Origin of the sequence: Dinoroseobacter sp. S76 (genome assembly GCF_049801095.1) — a bacterium.
GTDB lineage: Bacteria > Pseudomonadota > Alphaproteobacteria > Rhodobacterales > Rhodobacteraceae > Dinoroseobacter.
On sequence record NZ_JBNAGH010000003.1, the window covers coordinates 514,546 to 532,811 of the forward strand.

13 protein-coding genes are annotated in these 18,266 nt (G+C 65.1%); 8 read left to right on the forward strand and 5 right to left on the reverse strand.

Annotation, left to right across the window (positions count from 1 at the left end):
• Positions 1-11: 11 nt before the first annotated feature.
• Positions 12-977, reverse strand: coding sequence for an ABC transporter substrate-binding protein (locus ACP153_RS12095; protein ID WP_424971454.1), 966 nt, complete (start codon positions 975-977; stop codon positions 12-14).
• Between the two features lie 158 nt (positions 978-1,135).
• Here ACP153_RS12095 and ACP153_RS12100 point away from each other — a divergent pair, with 158 nt between their 5' ends.
• Entirely contained in the window at positions 1,136-1,549 is a 414-nt protein-coding gene (locus ACP153_RS12100; RefSeq protein WP_424971246.1) for a c-type cytochrome, read from the forward strand.
• A gap of 53 nt (positions 1,550-1,602) precedes the next feature.
• Here the strand turns inward: ACP153_RS12100 and ACP153_RS12105 are convergent, their stop codons facing one another.
• Positions 1,603-2,178 (reverse strand): hypothetical protein, encoded by a 576-nt coding sequence (locus tag ACP153_RS12105; protein WP_424971247.1) that lies wholly within the window; start codon positions 2,176-2,178, stop codon positions 1,603-1,605.
• A 243-nt stretch (positions 2,179-2,421) separates the two neighbouring features.
• Here ACP153_RS12105 and ACP153_RS12110 point away from each other — a divergent pair, with 243 nt between their 5' ends.
• The 5 genes from ACP153_RS12110 to ACP153_RS12130 all read left to right on the forward strand — a co-directional run bounded on the left by ACP153_RS12110 (position 2,422) and on the right by ACP153_RS12130 (position 9,696).
• Positions 2,422-4,188 (forward strand): PQQ-dependent methanol/ethanol family dehydrogenase, encoded by a 1,767-nt coding sequence (locus ACP153_RS12110; protein WP_424971248.1) that lies wholly within the window; start codon positions 2,422-2,424, stop codon positions 4,186-4,188.
• A gap of 224 nt (positions 4,189-4,412) precedes the next feature.
• The gene (locus ACP153_RS12115) at positions 4,413-5,393 is read left to right on the forward strand and encodes an arginase family protein (protein ID WP_424971249.1); all 981 of its coding nucleotides are present in this window, start codon (positions 4,413-4,415) and stop codon (positions 5,391-5,393) included.
• A gap of 158 nt (positions 5,394-5,551) precedes the next feature.
• Positions 5,552-6,238 (forward strand): response regulator, encoded by a 687-nt coding sequence (locus tag ACP153_RS12120; protein ID WP_424971250.1) that lies wholly within the window; start codon positions 5,552-5,554, stop codon positions 6,236-6,238.
• Positions 6,239-6,305: 67 nt separating this feature from the next.
• Positions 6,306-7,505 carry an FIST N-terminal domain-containing protein gene (locus ACP153_RS12125; protein ID WP_424971251.1) on the forward strand — a complete coding sequence of 400 codons (1,200 nt, stop codon included), beginning with the start codon at positions 6,306-6,308 and terminating at the stop codon, positions 7,503-7,505.
• On the forward strand, positions 7,477-9,696 hold the full coding sequence (locus ACP153_RS12130) for a PAS-domain containing protein (protein WP_424971252.1): 2,220 nt from the start codon (positions 7,477-7,479) through the stop codon (positions 9,694-9,696). The genes ACP153_RS12125 and ACP153_RS12130 overlap by 29 nt, the downstream gene beginning before the upstream one ends.
• On the opposite strand, the gene ACP153_RS12135 is transcribed toward ACP153_RS12130, so the two are convergent.
• On the reverse strand, positions 9,693-10,403 hold the full coding sequence (locus ACP153_RS12135; RefSeq protein ID WP_424971455.1) for an arylesterase: 711 nt from the start codon (positions 10,401-10,403) through the stop codon (positions 9,693-9,695). The genes ACP153_RS12130 and ACP153_RS12135 overlap by 4 nt on opposite strands.
• Here ACP153_RS12135 and ACP153_RS12140 point away from each other — a divergent pair.
• The gene (locus ACP153_RS12140; RefSeq protein ID WP_424971253.1) at positions 10,402-11,103 is read left to right on the forward strand and encodes an ABC transporter ATP-binding protein; all 702 of its coding nucleotides are present in this window, start codon (positions 10,402-10,404) and stop codon (positions 11,101-11,103) included. The two genes, ACP153_RS12135 and ACP153_RS12140, sit on opposite strands and share 2 nt — an antisense overlap.
• Positions 11,100-13,628 (forward strand): ABC transporter permease, encoded by a 2,529-nt coding sequence (locus ACP153_RS12145; protein WP_424971254.1) that lies wholly within the window; start codon positions 11,100-11,102, stop codon positions 13,626-13,628. Before ACP153_RS12140 ends, ACP153_RS12145 begins: the two co-directional genes overlap by 4 nt.
• A gap of 108 nt (positions 13,629-13,736) precedes the next feature.
• Here ACP153_RS12145 and ACP153_RS12150 read toward each other — a convergent pair whose 3' ends face one another.
• Positions 13,737-15,143, reverse strand: a complete 1,407-nt coding sequence (locus ACP153_RS12150; RefSeq protein ID WP_424971255.1) for an L-serine ammonia-lyase — start codon at positions 15,141-15,143, stop codon at positions 13,737-13,739.
• Positions 15,144-15,340: 197 nt separating this feature from the next.
• The gene (gene gcvP / locus ACP153_RS12155; protein ID WP_424971256.1) at positions 15,341-18,205 is read right to left on the reverse strand and encodes an aminomethyl-transferring glycine dehydrogenase; all 2,865 of its coding nucleotides are present in this window, start codon (positions 18,203-18,205) and stop codon (positions 15,341-15,343) included.
• Positions 18,206-18,266 lie beyond the last annotated feature (61 nt).

An 18,266-nucleotide genomic window follows, 5' to 3' on the forward strand; every position in this document is an offset into this window, starting at 1 on the left:
GCCGGACCGGGTCAGCTTCCCGGCTGGACAAAAACGCCCTCGGGCAGCTCGGTCGCCGAGCCCAGCAGGTCTTCACCGCCCAGCTCCACCATCAGGGCGAGCATGCGGGCCGCAGCCTCCTCATCCACAGGGCCTTCGGAGGGGATGCCCGCGCGGAACCCGGCCTTGAGCGCTTCGAACTGTGCGTCGGTCTTGGCGTTCATGCGGTCGCGCAGGCGCTTCCACTCCGCATCATCGCTGGCCAGCATGTCCTTGGCGCTCCGCGAGGCGGCGGCGAGCCCGGTTACCAGCTCAGGGTGTTCGGCGAGCATCTCGCCGGTGACCACATATCCCAGAAGCGGCGTCTCGCTATCAAGCCCCAGCGCCTCGGCCGCGTCTTCCACCGAGACGAGCTGGCGCATGCCAGACGCCCCCATCTTGGCCATGAAATGCCAGAAATTGATCGCCCCGCCAAGCTCCCCCTGAAGCGCGGTCTTGAAGATCAGCGGCGGCGCGCCGAAGACCTGCTCGGTCTCGCCAGAGAGGTCAAACCCGTGCTGCTGCTGGGCATAGGCCTGCAGGATCAGCCAGCTCTTGTCGAGCGGACCGCCCGCGATGCCGATCTTGCTGCCCTTGAGGTCCGCAAGGGATTGCGCAGTGCTGTCACCGGGGACCATCACCCCGCCCACGGCCTTGGAATAGGGGATGAACACGTAGTCCTTGCCGGCTGCCCGCTGCCGCGCGACCCAGAGCCAATCCGAGACGATCACATCCGTCGCCCCGCCCTGGAACGCGACCTTGGCGGCAGCGCCGCCCGCGACCCCTGTCACCTCCAGCTCGAAACCGTTCGCGGTGTCGAGCCCGTGGTGCTTGATCGTGTCGAGTTCCCAATTCACCGTGCCGAATTTCAGCACTTGTGCGCGCAGCACCGGCGTGTCGGCAAAGGCTGCAACGGTCGAGATCGCCAGCGCCGCGGCACCGGCCAGAATACGTGACATATAGGTCATGAAACCCTCCCAATGGCCCCATACTCTACCTATGGGCGAGCCGCGTCAAATACGACTAAAGCGTCATGCAACCGGGCCGATCTGTTGACCTAGCTCAATCCGCCGCGTCGCCGCTTGACCTAGCCTGCGGGCACGCAATGGAGGACGACATGACCCGAATTCTAACCGCCGCAGCCCTTGGCCTGAGCCTGCTTGCCCCGCCCGCCACGGCCGACACCTTCGAAGCGGTGAAGGTGGCCGCGGGCGAGACCCTGTATAACTCCGAATGCCGCCGCTGCCACGCGCCCGATACCGACCATGACAGCTATGGCCCGACGCTCGAAAACATCGTGGGCCGCGCGGCGGGCATGGTCGAGGATTACGACTACTCAATCGCGCTGGAGGCCTCGGGCATTGTCTGGACGCCCGCGGCCCTGCGCGCCTGGATGGAAGACAATCAGGGGTTCATGCCCGGCACCAAGATGCGCCATGTCGGCATCACCGACCGCACGGTGCAGGACTTCATCATCGCCTATCTCGAGAGCATTTCCGATGTGGAGATGAACAAGGCCCTGGACGAGTAAGCACCAGATTTAAAAGGGATGGTCGCCCAGGTGGCGGCCACATCCCGCGCGGATTACTCGATGACCAGCCGCGGCAGCCAGTGACTGTCGGGATCGGCGGGCTCCAGATCCATCTCGCGGACCGGGCGCAGATTGCCATCCTCCGGCGGGGCCGAGAGGATATCCATATCCATCTCATGCATGACGCCCACGAGCCGGTCGCCCTCGGCCTCCAGCTTGTAGTAGACCCCGTTCCACATGTTGATCCCGTACTCGCCTGCACCCTTCCACAGGAACAGCAGGTCGTATTCGAGATCCGTGAGCTCGGACCCGATATTGCGGGCGTTCTCGTAGGGGTACGGCACATAGCACCAGTGTTTCTCGGCCCCGGTCAGGCATTTGAACGGGCGCATGGACAGGAAATGGTCCGAGAACGGCCCATCCCGCAGGGTGAGATCATAGGCCCCATCCTCGACTACAAGATCCGCGATGGCCAGCCGCTCGCCATCCTGCGCCTCGAGATAGACCGCGCGGGTCTCGGCGGCCCCAGCGTCTGGCGTGGCCAGGATCAGACAGGCTGCACCAGCCACGGCAAAGGGCAGGCCGGATCGCGCGCGGATCGGGGTGGATTGCGGGGTCTTTGACGGCATGGACTCTCCTCCTCGCGCCGAGATTACGTCTCTTGTGCTCGGGGATATCTGCGACTTTCGTGCTGCGTTCACGGCCCTGTGAGGCGTGCAAATAAAGGGGTTTTTGCAGCAAATCCAAGTCTTTGACTCAGCTTACGACTATTGTGCAATAGGTCCGCCGCCACATTCTGAGGGACACATATGCCAGAGGAGCTCCCGCGGAACGGGAGTCTTAGGGACAGCAACACCATGGAGGAAAACCGCATGAACCGGTTTATCGCCGCCGTGACAGCTGCAGTCGTCGCCACCAGCGCGGCCTATGCAGAAGGCGTCACGGAACAAGACCTGGCCAATGATCAGGCGGACACCAGTCGGGTCCTGACAAACGGGATGGGACGTGACCTGCAGCGGTTCTCCCCGCTCGACACCCTGAACAAGGAAAACGTCGAGAACCTCGTTCCGGCCTGGGCCTTCAGCCTCGGCGGCGAGAAGCAGCGCGGTCAGGAAACTCAGCCGCTGATCTATGACGGCGTGATGTATATCACCGGCTCCTACAGCCGGGTCTATGCGATCGACGTGAAGACCGGCAAAGAGCTGTGGCAGTATGATGCCCGCCTGCCCGAAGGCATCCTGCCCTGCTGTGACGTGATCAACCGCGGTGGCGCGATCCATGGCGACAAGTTCTATTTCGGCACGCTGGATGCGCGCATCGTGGCGCTCGACCTGAAGACGGGTGACGTTGTCTGGCGCAAGAAGATCGCCGACTACAAGGCGGGCTATTCCTACACCGCGGCCCCGCTCATCGTGAACGGCCTCGTCATCACCGGCAACTCCGGTGGCGAGTTCGGGATCGTCGGCGCGGTTGAGGCGCGCGATGCCGAGACCGGCGATCTGGTCTGGAAGCGTCCGGTGATCGAGGGTCACATGGGCGAGTTGAATGGTGAACCCTCCACCATGACCGGCACGCTGAACGCGACCTGGCCGGGCGATATGTGGAAGACCGGCGGCGGCGCCACCTGGCTGGGCGGCTCCTATGACGCGCGGACCGACACGCTGATCTTCGGCACCGGCAACCCGGCGCCCTGGAACAGCCACCTGCGCGGCGCGGGCGAGCCCACCGAAGGCAATACTGGCGATAACCTCTATGCGGCCTCCCGTCTGGGCATCGATCCCGCCACCGGCGAGATCAAGTGGCACTTCCAGACCACCCCGCGCGAAGGCTGGGACTTCGACGGTGTGAACGAAGTGGTCGCCTATAACGACCGCGACGGGAACCAGCGTCTGGCGACCGCCGACCGGAACGGGTTCTTCTACGTGCTCGACGCGGCCGATGGCGGCTATGTCAACGCCGTGCCCTTTGTCGAGCAGATCAGCTGGGCCTCCGGCATCGACGACACCGGCCGTCCGATCTTTATCGAGGACAACCGTCCGGGCGACCCTGCCGCGGCAGCCGATGGCAAGAAGGGCGAAACCGTCTTCGCGGTTCCGGGCTTCCTCGGTGGCAAGAACTGGATGCCCATGGCGTTCAGCCAGCGCACCGGCAATTTCTATGTGCCCTCCAACGAATGGGGCATGGACATCTGGAACGAGCCGATCACCTACAAGAAGGGTGCCGCCTATCTCGGCTCCGGCTTCACCATCAAGCCGCTCTTTGAAGACCATATCGGCTCTCTGAAGGCGATCGACCCGGATACCGGCGAGGTCAAGTGGAACTACAAGAACGACGCGCCGCTCTGGGGCGGTGTGATGACCACGGCCGGTGGCCTGGTGTTCTTCGGCACCCCGGAAGGCGAGTTCATCGCGCTGGATGACGACACGGGCGAGACCCTTTGGTCCTTCCAGACCGGCTCCGGCATCGTCGGCCAGCCCATCACCTGGGAGCAGGATGGCGAGCAGTTCGTCTCCGTGGTCTCCGGCTGGGGTGGCGCGGTTCCGCTCTGGGGCGGTGAAGTGGCCAAGAAGGTCAACTACCTGAACCAGGGTGGCATGGTCTGGACATTCCGTCTGCCCAAGCAGTACGCGTCCAAGTAAGCCACGTATCAGAACGACCATGGCGCGCGTCCCTCGGGGCGCGCGCTTTTTCTTGCCCGGAGGACCTGTTCCTCGAGCGCGCGGACCATGCTCAATCCCCGATCCCGGAGCGTGACCGCGCGCCCAACATGTTGGGCGCGCTCCGTTTCGACCACACCCCGCGTGACGCAAGGCCTAAGCCTGGTCTAGGCTGCGCCGACACACGACCCGAAACGCGAGGCCCCATGACCGACCCCCACCAGACCGCCATGATGGAAAACCTTTATTGGTGGGGCATCCCAACCATGTTCCGCTGCCCCAATACGAGCGCAGAGGGCGCCGATATCGCCCTCGTGGGCGTGCCCCATTCCACCGGCAATGGCACAACGGAACGGGATCAGCATCTGGGCCCGCGCGCCGTGCGCAATGTCTCCAGCGTCGCGCGGCGGATGCATGGCGGCTTCAACCTCGACCCCTGGAGTGCGGCAAAGATCGTGGATGTGGGCGATGTCCCCCTGCCCCGGGCCAATGACAACGAGGCCTGCATCGCCGATATCACGGCCTTCTACAAAGGGATCGATGCAGCGGGCGCCCGCCCGGTCTCGGTCGGCGGCGATCACTCGATCACCGGTGGCATCGTCCAGGCCCTGGGCAATGGCCAACTGACCGGCGGCGAGAAGGTCTGCTTTCTGCATCTCGACGCCCATACGGATGTCTTCACCAAGGTCGATCACTTCCTCGGGGCCGAGAAATCCGCCGCCCATTGGGGCGCCTACCTCGTGGATCAGGAACAGGTGGATCCGGCCCATTCCATGCAGGTCGGCCTGCGCGGCCATGCCCGCACGCTCGATTGGCTGCAGCCTTCCTATGACTACGGCTACAACGTGGTCACCATGAAGGAGTTTCGCCAACGCGGCCTTGCGGAGGTCGTGACCCAGATCCGCGAGACCCTGGCCGGGCGCCCGGTCTACATCACCTTCGATCTCGACTGCCTCGACCCGACCATCGCGCCCGCTGTCTCGAATCTGGAGCCCGGGGAAAAGGGGTTCGATATCGACGAGGCGGTGGGGCTCCTGCACGCCGTGCGCGGGCTCAACATCATCGGCGGCGACGTGGTCTGCATGATGCCCACCAAGGACGCTCCGAACCAGATCACCGCGCTGACCGCCTCGGCCATCCTCTTCGAAATGATCTCGATGATCGCCGAAAACACCGCAAAACCTTAACGAAGCACCGGTTTGCGCCCTCTGCCAGAGTCGAAAGGACGCGGCTATGGGACCAATGGCTTGGTTTTCCTTGAGCGGTTTTTTCTTATGATTAGAGTCAAGAACCGGCACCCTCTGTAGGCATGAGGCCCGACCGGACGGCAAAAGGACGACAGGCGATGGTGGCAACAGTCTTCAAGACAGCGATGATCGTGGATGATCACCCGTTGTTCTGCGATGCGCTCTCGATGACCTTGAAAACGGTGGCGAGCATTGATGCCATCGACACGGCCGACCATCTGGAGGCCGCGCTCACCCAGCTTGAGGACGGGCGCCCGGATGTGATCATCCTCGATCTCAACCTGCCGGATGTGAACGGGCTCGACGGGCTGATCCGCCTGAAATCCGTGGCGCCGGACACACCTGTCGTGGTGGTCTCGTCCATGGCCGATAACCGGATGATCTCCTCGACTTTACGCGTGGGGGCTGCGGGCTTTGTGCCCAAGCATTCCAAACGGGACGTGTTCCGCGATGCGTTCGAGGCAATCCAGAAGGGCACCGTCTTTACGCCCGACAGCTATGTGCCGACCTCGGACCGGGATGGTCCCCAGAACAATGCCGAGGAGGCCCTCGCCCGGCTTGGCCTTCTCACCAAGCAACAGGCGCGAATCCTGCAGCTGATCTGCGCAGGCAAGCTGAACAAACAGATCGCCTATGATCTGTCTATTGCCGAAACGACCGTAAAAGCCCATGTGACCGCGATTATGCGCAAATTGGGCGTCCAAAGCCGCACGCAGGCGGTTTTGATTGCACAAGAGGCGAATTTCGCCAACTTTGTAGCAAACGAGAATAGCTCGATGGCCTGAGCGGCGTACCCGCCTGGTCTAGGGGCAGTCTCCGGGGCGCCGGGGGCTGGAAGGGGGGATCGCGGAGATGCTCAGCACGCCAGATGGCGCGCCTCAGGCCTTTGTGCAGGCCCATGTGCGGTGCGACGAAGCCGATGCCTTAACCGTGTTGCGAGACGCGCTGTGCACCGAACCCCTTGCGCTCGTGATCCTTTTCGTCACCCCCGCCACGGACTTCCGCACGGTGATCGCCGAAGCCGACAAGCTCTTTGGGGAAACCCCGGTCCTGGCCTGCACCACCGCCGGGGAAATCTCGGCCTCGGGCTATACGGAGGATGAGATCGTGGCCGTGGGCCTGCCCTCCGCGCTCTTCGCGGTCGAGACGATGCTCATCGACACGCTGGAGAAGATCGACACCCAGGAACTGATCGGGCGCACGATCCGCAAGCGGCAAAAGCTGACGCGGCGCGCCGAGAGCTGGGAGAATGAGTTTGCCTTCCTGATGATCGACGGGCTGTCGCTCAAGGAAGACGAGCTCGCGTTCGGGCTCGCCACAGGGCTCGGCCCCATGCCGCTCTTTGGTGGCTCGGCCGGGGATGGCGCGCGGTTCGAGGAGACCTTCGTGTCCCTCAATGGCACGCCGTTTCAGAACGCGGCCATCGTGACCTTCGTGCGCACGCTCTGCCCGGTGAAGGTCTTCAGCCTCGACCATCTGACACCCACGGATCGCCGCCTCGTGGTGACCGATGCCGACCCCAGCCGCCGCATGGTCCACAGTCTGAACGCGGCCCCCGCGGCCCGGGAATATGCCCGCGTGCTGGGCAAGGATCCCGAACAGCTGGGCCCTTTCACCTTCGCCGCCCATCCGGTCGTGGTCACCATCGGTGGCACCCATCATGTGCGCGCGATCCAGCAGGTCACCGAGGATGGCGATCTCGTTTTCTTCTCAGCGATCGACGAGGGGCTGGTCCTGACCCTTGCTGAGCCCGATGATCTGGTGGCCCATCTGGAACGGGAATTCGAGTCCCTCGCGGAGGACGGCAAGCCGGCGGGCATCATCGCTTGTGATTGCATTCTGCGACGGCTCGAAGCCGGGCAGAAGCAGATGATGGGCCGGATCTCGAACACGCTTGCCGAGCATTGCGTTGTAGGTTTTTCAACCTATGGTGAGCAATTGAATGCAATGCATGTAAATCACACCATGACTGGCGTGGCGATCTATCCGCCCGCACCCCAAGGCGACACCCCAGGGAGCGCGCATGACGGACTGGCTGATCGATCCAAGTGACTCGCTGGAGCGGCAAAACGAAAAGCTGCGCCAGATCACCGACGTGCTCATGCGGCGGGTCGAGCAGGATACCGACAAGACCGGCGTCGCCTATCGCCAGTTCGAACGTGCCGCCTTGCTCGAGGATCAGGTGCGCCAGCGTACGGCGGATCTCGAGCATGCGCTCGACCTTCTCAACGATTCCAACGCGCGCCTCGCCGAAGCCAATCGCGCCGCCGAGAGCGCGCGGGCGGACCTGTCCAGCGCCATCGAGACCATTCAGGAGGGGTTCGCCCTCTTCAATGCGCAGGACGAGCTTGTCATGTGCAACAGCCGCTTCGGCATGCATATGCTCGACCTGCAGGCGGAGCTGTCGCCGGGCCTGACCTTCAAGCGGTATGTCGAACTGGTCAGCCACAGCCGCTTCCTCGCCCTGCCCGTGGATCTCTCGCCCGAGGCCTGGGCCGAACGCCGGCTCAAACGGCATCAGGACAACCATGTGATGTTCAATGTCCGCATGGTGCGCGACCGCTGGGTGCAGGTCTCGGAACACCGCACCCATGATGGCGGCACGGTGATCATGCAGACCGACGTCACCGATATCATGCGGCTGGAGCGGGAGGAGCGCGACAAGCTCCTCGACGGTCAGTCCCGGATGATCCGCGCCACGCTCGACCATCTGAACCAGGGGGTGGTGATCTTTGACCGCAACGCGCGGCTCATGGGCTGGAACAAGCGGGTCGGCACGCTTCTGACCCTGCCGGTCAACCGGTTCCGCCTCGGCACGCAGTTCCAAACCCTGCTCGACCGGTTCGAGGCCGAAACCACCACGGAGGCCGCCGAGAACCGCTCCAGCCTCTGGAAATGGGTGATGGAGGATGGCGACCGCAAGCCGATCAGCTTCGAGGTGAAGCGCCGGGATGGTCTGATCCTCGATGTCTTCGCCCAGGAGATGCCCGACCGGGGCTTCGTGATCAGCTTCACCGATGTCACCGCCGAGCGTGAGGCGACCCGCACCCTGTTCGAGGTCAACGAGTTGCTGGAACAGCGCGTGATGGAGCGGACGCTGGAGCTCGAGGATGCGCTTTCCTCCGCCGAGCGCGCAAATGCCTCGAAGTCGCGTTTCGTGGCCGCGGCGAGCCATGACCTGTTGCAGCCCCTTTCGGCGGCCAAGCTCTATGTCTCGGCGCTCGACGGGCCCGAGACCGGATCCGCCACCCGCGAGATCGCCCACAAGGCGCACCGGGCGTTGAACTCGGTCGAGAACATCATCGACGCGCTCTTGGATATTTCCAAGCTTGAGGCGGGCATGGCCTCGCTCGAGGTCACATCCGTCCGGCTCGACACGATCTTCGATACAATCCGCGAGGAGTTCACCCCGATCGCCGCGCAAAAAGGTCTGGAATTCAAGGTCCTGACCTGCTCCGCCGTGGTGGAGTCCGACACCTCCTACCTGCGCCGGATCGTGGCCAATCTGGTCTCGAACGCCATCCGCTACACGGATACGGGCCGGGTTCTGGTGGGTGCGCGGAGCAACGGAAACTCCTTCCGGATCGAGGTCTGGGATACCGGCCCCGGCATCCCGGAGACCAAGCAGGACATCATCTTTCAGGAGTTCGAGCGTCTGGACGCCAAGGCCAGCGCCTCCGAGGGGCTGGGGCTGGGGCTGGCGATCGTGGAGCGGGCCTGCGCGCGGCTCGGCCACCCGCTGGGCCTCTGGTCCGTTGTGGGCAAGGGCTCGGGCTTTTTCGTCAATGTGACCCTGTCGAACCAGCCGCATCTGACCCTGCCCGGCTCGCTCAGCAAGATCACCGGCGGGCAGTTGGCAGGCTCGGGCATGATCGTCCTGCTGGTGGAGAACGATCTGGAACTGCGCCGAGCGATGACGCTCCTGCTCGAGAAATGGGATATCTCCGTGCTGGACGTCCATGGCGCGGAGGAGGCGATTGCCCTGCTCGACGAGATCGAGATCGCGCCCGATGCCATGCTCATCGACTACCAGCTGGATGATGGCGAAAACGGGCTCGATCTGATCGACCAGATCCATGCGCGCCATGGCAAGCTGCCGACGCGGCTCATCTCGGCGAACCGCTCGCCCGAGCTGCGCGCCCAATGTGCGGCCCGCGACGTGGACCTGCTGAACAAGCCCATCGATGCCCGCACATTGGAACGCTTCCTGACCAGTGCCCTGAAATCCGTGGCGGAGTACTAGGGCGCCGCACGCGCGATCAGCGCCTGCACCTCGGGGCCCAGCGCCTCGACGATCAGAGCCACGCCCTCGGCATTCGGGTGGATCCCGTCGCTCTGCATGTAGTCCCGGACCGCTTGCACCTGATCGACCTGCGCCGTGAGCGCGCCGAGGAAGCTTTCCACGTGGAGCGTGCCATAAGCCTCGGCGAGCTCCGGATACATGGTGTCAAAGGCCGCCTTGTACTCGGGCCCGTAATTGCCGGGTGCCACCAGCCCGACGAGCAGCACGGGCAGCTCCCGCGCCTGCGCCTTGGCGAGAATTCCGTCGAGATTTGCGCGGCTCACCGACGGATCGATCCCGCGCAAGAGGTCATTGCCCCCCAGCGCCACGATCATCGCATCGACCTCGGGCGTCAGGGTCCAGTCCACGCGGCTGAGCCCGCCCGCCGTCGTATCGCCAGAGACACCGGCATTGATCAGCGCGACCTCCTCGCCCTGCGCCTCGAGCCAGCGTTGGAGCTGTGGCACGAACCCGTCCGCCTGAGGCAGCCCATAGCCCTGGGTCAGGCTATCTCCGAGGGCCGCGACCGTCACCGGCTCGGCCATGGCCGGGCTGAGCGCCAGCCAAACCGCGCCCGCCAGCCCGGCAAGCCCTGCCCGCGCCTTGCGAAACGCCCCGCGCGCCCCATATGCCCTTGCAACCCCCTTCGACCGGAGATCCCCGCCCATGTCAGACGCTGTATTGTCGCTCACCGATGTTTCGCTCCGTCTGGACGGGAATGCGGGGCCGGTGGACATTCTGCATGACATCTCGCTGGAGGTCACAACCGGGGAAACAGTGGGGCTCATCGGGCCTTCGGGGTCGGGCAAGTCTTCACTCCTCATGGTGCTCGGGGGGCTCGAACGTGCCACCGGCGGTCAGGTGCTGGCGCTTGGCCATGACCTGACGCGGCTCGACGAGGACGCATTGGCCCGGTTCCGCAGGGATCATATGGGCGTCGTGTTCCAATCCTTCCACCTCATTCCCACCATGACGGCTCTGGAAAACGTGGCAACCCCTCTCGAACTGGCCGGGGCCGCCGATGCGTTCGAGCGTGCGGAGGCCGAGCTCGCCTCGGTCGGGCTCGCGGATCGGTTGCACCATTACCCATCCCAGATGTCCGGCGGCGAGCAGCAGCGCGTGGCCCTCGCCCGCGCCGCGGCGCCGCGCCCCAAGCTGCTGCTGGCGGATGAACCCACGGGCAATCTTGACGGGACCACGGGCGAGGCGATCATGGATCTGCTCTTTGGCCTGCGCGATCGCCACGGTGCGACGCTGGTGCTGGTCACCCATGCGCGCGAGCTTGCCGCCCGCTGCGACCGGGTGATCCGCCTGCGCGATGGGCGCGTGGATAGCGACACAGGTGCCCAGCGCGAGGCTGCGGAATGAGCCTCGCGGTTGCGGGCCGGATCGCCCGGCGAGAGCTGCGCGGCGGGATCGCCGGGTTCCGTGTTTTTCTTCTTTGTCTTGCCCTTGGTGTTGCCGCGATCGCGGCCGTGGGCTCAGTGCGTGTGGCCATCCAGCAGGGGCTTGAGCGCGAAGGCGCGGTGATCCTCGGCGGCGATGGCCAGATGGAGTTCACCTATCGCTTCGCCACCGAGACCGAGCGCGCCTGGATGGAGGAGAACGCCCTCGAAGTCTCTGAAATCGTGGAGTTCCGCTCCATGGTGGTGGTGGACGGACCGGACGGGGCCGAGCGTGGCCTGACCCAGGTGAAGGCGGTGGATGACCTCTACCCGCTGAAGGGATCGGTGCTGCTCAGCCCGGATATCCCTCTTGCCTCGGCCCTTGGCGGAGAAATCCCCGGGGCCGTGATCCAGCAGATCCTCGTGGACCGGATGGGGCTGGAGATCGGCGACACGTTCCGCCTCGGCACCCAGGAATTCCGTCTCTCCGCCGTGTTGGAGCGCGAACCGGACAGCGCCGGGGGCGGCTTCGGGCTCGGCCCCACCACCATCGTGCGCACCGAGGATCTCGCCGAGAGCGGCTTGATCGGCGCGGGCAGCCTTTTTGAGACCGAGTACCGCCTCTCATTGCCCGAGGGCACGGATTTGCAGGCGATGGAGGACACGGCTGAGGGCCTCTTCCGCGACACGGGCATGCGCTGGCGCGACAGCCGTAATGCCGCCCCGGGTGTAGAGCGGTTTGTCGAGCGGATCGGGTCCTTCCTCGTGCTGGTGGGCCTTGCCGGGCTTGCCGTGGGCGGGGTCGGGATTTCCGCCGCCGTGCGCGCCTATCTTGACGGTAAGACCCCGGTGATTGCGACGCTCAAGACCCTCGGGGCCGAGGGCAAAACGATCTTTGCCGCGTACCTCATGCAGATTGGCGTGCTGACGGCGCTGGGTGTGACGGCGGGTCTGACCCTTGGCGCGGCCATTCCGCTGATCGCGGCCCCGATCCTGAGCGCGAGCCTGCCCATTCCGGCAGCCTTCGGCGTGCATCCCGGACCGCTGGCCGAGGCGGCGCTCTATGGGATATTGACCGCGCTCGTCTTCACGCTCTGGCCGCTGGCGCGGACCGAACAGGTGCGCGCCGCTGAGCTCTTCCGCGATGCGGCCACGCCCAAGTTCCATTGGCCGCGCGGGCGCTATCTGGCGGCGGTGATCGTTGCGGTGCTGGCGCTTGTTGGCAGTGCAGTGATGCTGTCGGGCATCCCGACCCTCGCCATGGGCTCGGTCGGCGGGATTGCCGGAGCGCTTGTCCTATTGATCGGCGCGGCCTGGCTGGTCCGGCGCGCCGCGCGCCGCTTGGCCCGGTCGAAACTCGTGCGCGGGCGCACCGCCCTGCGCCTGGCGCTTGGCGCGGTGGGCGGACCGGGGGGTGAGACGACGTCGGTGGTGCTCTCGCTCGGGCTCGGCCTCGCGGTGCTTGCCGCCGTCGGTCAGATCGACAGCAATCTGCGCACGGTGATTGCCGATGAGCTGCCCCAGGATGCGCCGAGCTATTTCTTCGTGGATATTCAGACCGACCAGCTGCCGGAGTTCCTGTCACGCACGCGCGGGGATCCCGATGTGCGGCGCGTGGATACGGCGCCCATGCTGCGCGGTGTGATCACCGAGATCAACGGCCAGCCCGCGCGTGAGGTGGCCGGGGATCACTGGGTGGTGCGCGGCGATCGCGGGATCACCTATGCCGCGGCGCTTGGCCCGGACACGCGGATCACCGAAGGCGCCTTTTGGCCCGAGGACTATAGCGGCCCGCCCCAGATCAGCTTCGCCGAAGAAGAGGCCTTGGAGCTTGGGCTGGAGCTGGGCGACCGGCTGACCGTGAACATTCTGGGCCGCGATATCGAGGCGGAGATCACGAGCTTCCGCGTGGTGGATTTCTCAACCGCAGGGATCGGGTTTGTCCTGACCATGAACCCCGCCGCAGTAGCAGGGGCCCCTCATACCCATATCGCGACCGTCTATGCGGCCGAGCAGGCGGAGGCGCAGCTTCTGCGCGATGTGGCAGCGGACGCCCCGAACATCACTGCAATCCGGGTGCGCGACGCGATTGATCGGGTGACGGAGGCCTTGTCGGGGCTTGCCGCGGCCACAAGCTATGGCGCGGCGGCGACCCTGGTGACTGGGTTCGTGGTTCTGATCGGAGCAGCCGCCGCAGGCGAGCGCGCGCGGGTGTTTGAAGCGGCTGTTTTGAAAACCGTGGGGGCGACACGGGGCCGGATCCTCGCGAGCTTTGCCCTGCGCTCGGCCTTTCTCGGGCTTGCGGCAGGGTTGGTCGCGATCTTTGCCGGCGGATTGGCGGGTTGGGGTGTGATGACCTTTGTGATGGAGACGAATTACCGCTTCGAGCCGATCTCAGCCCTGGCGATTGTCACTGGAGGGGCCATGGCGACCTTGCTGGCCGGTCTCGGCTTTGCCCTGCGCCCGCTGGCCACGCGACCCGCGCGCACTTTGCGCGGACGGGAGTAGTCTTCGAGGGGTTGCGCCGCGCTGACGCGCGACGCCCGGTTGGGGGCGCTGCCCCCGCCGCGCTACGCGCGCCTCCCCCGGAGTATTTCTGGAACAATGAAGGGGGTGTCAGCACTCGGGCAGGTTGACCGCAAGGCCACCGAGGCTGGTTTCCTTGTATTTGTGAGACATGTCGATGCCGGTCTGGCGCATGGTCTCAATGCAGTTGTCGAGCGGCATGAGGTGCGTTCCATCCCCGCGCAGCGAGAGTGAGGCGGCAGCGACCGCCTTGATCGCACCCAGCCCGTTGCGCTCGATACAGGGCACCTGCACGAGCCCGCCGACCGGATCGCAGGTCATGCCCAGATGGTGTTCGAGCGCGATCTCAGCGGCATTTTCGACCTGCGCGTTGCTGCCTCCAAGGGCGGCGCAGAGACCTGCGGCGGCCATAGCGGCGGCAGATCCGACCTCCCCCTGACAGCCCACCTCAGCACCGGAGATCGAGGCATTGTGCTTGATCAGCCCCCCGATGGCAGCGGCCACCAGCAGGAACTCCCGCTCCCCGGCCTCGGTCGCGCCGACGCAGTGATCTCGGTAGTAGCGCAGCACGGCCGGGATCACCCCCGCCGCACCATTGGTCGGCGCGGTCACGACCTGGCCCCCGGCGGCGTTCTCCTCATTCACCGCCATGGCGTAGACGCAGAGCCAGTCATTAACCTCGTGAGGTTGAGACAGGTTCAGCCCCTGCCCCGCCTTCAACGCCTCGTGAATCCCGTGGGCGCGGCGCTTGACCGAGAGGCCGCCGGGCAGGATGCCGGTCGTGGCAAGCCCCCGGTCCATGCAGGCGAACATGACGTCGCGCACCTTGGCAATCGCCGCATCCGGGTCGCCATGGACGGTTTCATTCGCATGCTTCATCTCGGAGATGCGCTTACCCGAGGCCGCGCCCATCTCAAGCATCTCGGCTGCAGAACCAAAGGGATAGGGGTAGCCCTGGGCGGCTTTTTCGTCGTGGAAATCCGCCGCGCCGCCGTGATCTGCCGCGGCGATTTCGGAGCCGCGCAGGACAAAGCCGCCACCGACGGAGTAGAAGACCTCCTCCATATAGAGCGCCCCGGATTGGTCGAAGGCGCGCAAAACCATGCCATTGGCGTGTCCGGGCAAGCTCTCCTCATAGTCGAACACCACGTCCCGGTCCGGATGGAAGGTTAGCTCCGGTAACGAAGCCGGACGCACAACGCCCTCGGCGGCCATGGCGGACAAGGCCTCCTCAGCTGCGACCGGATCGAGGGTTTCGGGCACAAACCCGGCAAGCCCGAGGCAGACCGCACGATCCGTGGCATGGCCCTTGCCGGTAAAGGCCAGCGAGCCATGCAGCGTGGCCTGCAAAGCGGCAACCGTGCCTGCCCCGGGCTCCTTCTCGCGCCCGCCACGCAGATCCTCGAGGAACATGGCGGCGGCTACCATCGGCCCCATCGTATGGGAACTCGACGGGCCAACCCCGATCTTGAAAATGTCGAAAATGCTCAGAAACATGGGCGCTCTCCCTCGCCCTTTACCTAGTGCGGCGCGAGGCAGGTCCACCGCTCTTCTGCGACATGGTTTTGCGGTTCCCGACATACCCGCATCCACATCGGCGCGTGACCGCCCGGTGCGCCAGCACCGGGCCACGCCCAACGGGAGGCGCTGCGCCCGTCAGGGCGCGGCAACGACGGGCGGGAGCCCTCCGAGCCCTATTCAGCAGGTTCGGCGTAGTCTTCGACCGGCGGGCAGGTGCAGACCAGGTTCCGATCACCATAGGCATTGTCGACCCGGTTTACCGGCGGCCAGTACTTGTCGACCCGGAAGGCGCCAGGCGGATAGCAAGCCTGCTCCCGGCTATAGGGCCGGTTCCAGTCGCCCACGAGATCCTCCACCGTATGCGGCGCGCGTTTCAACGGGTTGTTCTCCGCATCCAGCGTCCCGGTGGCAATGGCATCTGCCTCCTCCCGGATCGCCAGCATCGCATCACAGAACCGGTCGAGCTCGGCCTTGGGCTCACTCTCCGTGGGCTCCACCATCAGCGTGCCCGCCACGGGCCAGCTCATGGTCGGCGCGTGAAAGCCGCAATCCATCAGCCGCTTTGCCACATCCTCGACATTGACCCCGGCGATCTTGTCCAGCACCCGCGTGTCCAGAATGCATTCATGGGCCACGCGTCCTTGATCATTGGCATAAAGGATCGGGAAGCCCGCGCTCAGCCGCTTGGCCATGTAATTCGCGTTCAGGATCGCGACCTTCGTGGCCTGGGTCAGCCCGGCGCCACCCATCAGAAGGCAATAGGCATAGGAAATCGTCAGGATCGACGGGCTGCCATAGGCCGCCGAGGCCACGGCCCCCACATCGCCGAACCCGGCCCCATGGCGGGTCGCATGGCTGGGCAAATGCGGCGCGAGATGCGCCTTCACCCCGATCGGCCCCATGCCCGGCCCGCCGCCCCCATGGGGGATGCAGAAGGTTTTATGCAGGTTGAGATGGCTCACATCCCCGCCCAGATCGCCCGGCGCCGACAACCCGACCATGGCGTTCATATTCGCCCCGTCAATATAGACCTGCCCGCCATGGGCATGGGTGATCTCGCACACCTCGCGCACGGTCTCCTCGAACACCCCATGGGTCGAGGGATAGGTGATCATGCAGCCGGCCAGCGCGTCGGAGTGCAGTTCCGCCTTGGCACGGAAATCCTCCAGATCGATGTCGCCATTCTCGGCGGATTTCACCACGACCACCTTCCAGCCGACCATCTGGGCGCTGGCCGGGTTGGTGCCATGGGCCGAGGTCGGAATGAGGCAGATCTTGCGCCCGTCTTCGCCTCGCGCCCGGTGATAGCCGCGGATCGCCAGAAGGCCCGCATACTCGCCCTGGGCACCGGAATTGGGCTGCATGGACATGGCGTCATAGCCCGTCACATCGCAGAGCATCTCCGACAGCTCGGAGATCATCTCGTGATATCCCGCCGCCTGATCCGCCGGCGCGAACGGGTGGAGATTGGCAAACTCGGGCCAGGTGAGCGGCAGCATCTCCACCGTCGCATTCAGCTTCATCGTACAGGAGCCGAGCGGGATCATCGCCCGATCCAGCGCCAGATCGCGGTCCGCGAGCCGACGCATATAGCGGGTCATCTCCGCCTCGGCCCGGTTCATGTGGAAGATCGGATGGGTCATGTAGCTGCTCTCGCGCAGCATCTCCTGGGGCAGGTGATAGACCATTCGCGTCTTGTCATAGGCCATGTCGCCCGCGCCGAACGCACGCCAGACGGCCTCAACCGTGCTGCCGAGGGTCAACTCATCAAGCGTAATCCCCACCCGGTCCGTGCCGACCTTGCGCAGGTTCACCCCTTCGCGCAGGGCCGCGGCGAGGATCACGCCCTGCATGGCGCCGACCTTGACGGTGATCGTGTCGAAATAGTCCTTGGGGTCGACTTTGAAGCCGAGCTCGGTCAGCCCGTCCGCCAACCGGGCCGTCTTGCGATGGACCGTCTGGGCGATGGCTTTCAGCCCGTCGGGGCCGTGGAAAACGCCATACATGGAGGCCATCACCGCCAGCAGCGCTTGGGCCGTGCAGACATTGGAATTGGCCTTTTCGCGGCGGATATGCTGTTCACGCGTTTGCAGGGAGAGCCGGTAGGCCTTGTTCCCGCGCGCATCCACCGAGACCCCGATGATCCGCCCGGGCATCGCCCGTTTCAGCACATCTGCGCAGGTCATATAGGCCGCGTGGGGCCCGCCAAAGCCCATGGGTACGCCAAAGCGCTGGGTCGAGCCGATGGCAATATCCGCCCCCATCTCGCCCGGGGATTTCAAAAGGGTGAGCGCGAGCGGATCTGCGGCCACGATGGCCAGCGCCTTGACCTCGTGGAGCGCTGCGATCTGCGCGCTGTAATCGCACACATGACCGTAGCTGCCCGGGTACTGGAAGAGCGCGGCAAAGACTGCCTCGGGATCCAGCGCATCGACGGATCCGACGATCACCTCGATCCCCAGCGGCTCCGCCCGGGTGCGGATCACATCGATGGTCTGGGGGTGGCAATCCTCAGCCACGAAGAACCCCGTCGCCTTGGATTTCGAGGCCCGCTGGGCCATGGCCATACCCTCGGCCGCCGCCGTGCCCTCATCCAGCAGAGAGGCATTGGCAATCGGCAACCCGGTCAGATCCGCCATCATGGTCTGGTAGTTCAAGAGCGCCTCAAGACGTCCCTGGCTGATCTCGGGCTGATAGGGCGTATAAGCCGTGTACCAGGCCGGGTTCTCAAGGATGTTGCGCAAGATCACTGGCGGTGTGTGGGTCCCGCAATAACCCTGCCCGATCAGCGAGGTCAGCACGGTGTTCTTGTCGGCGAGCTCCCGCATCCGGTGGAGCGTGTCCCGCTCGCTCAGGGCCGGGCCAAAGGCCAGAGGGTCGCGGCGCCGGATCCCCTCGGGCAGGGCCTCGTTGATCAGCGCCTCCAGGGAGGACACCCCCAATACCGCGAGCATCTGCGACATCTCCTTGGGCGAGGGCCCGATATGGCGGCGATTGGCGAAGTCATAGGGCGCATAGTCCGTCAGCGAAAAACCCATTCTGGTCTCCTTGCGGTTGGCGGCGGGGCGGGAGGCGGGGTCCGGGAGCGCCTCCGGCGGG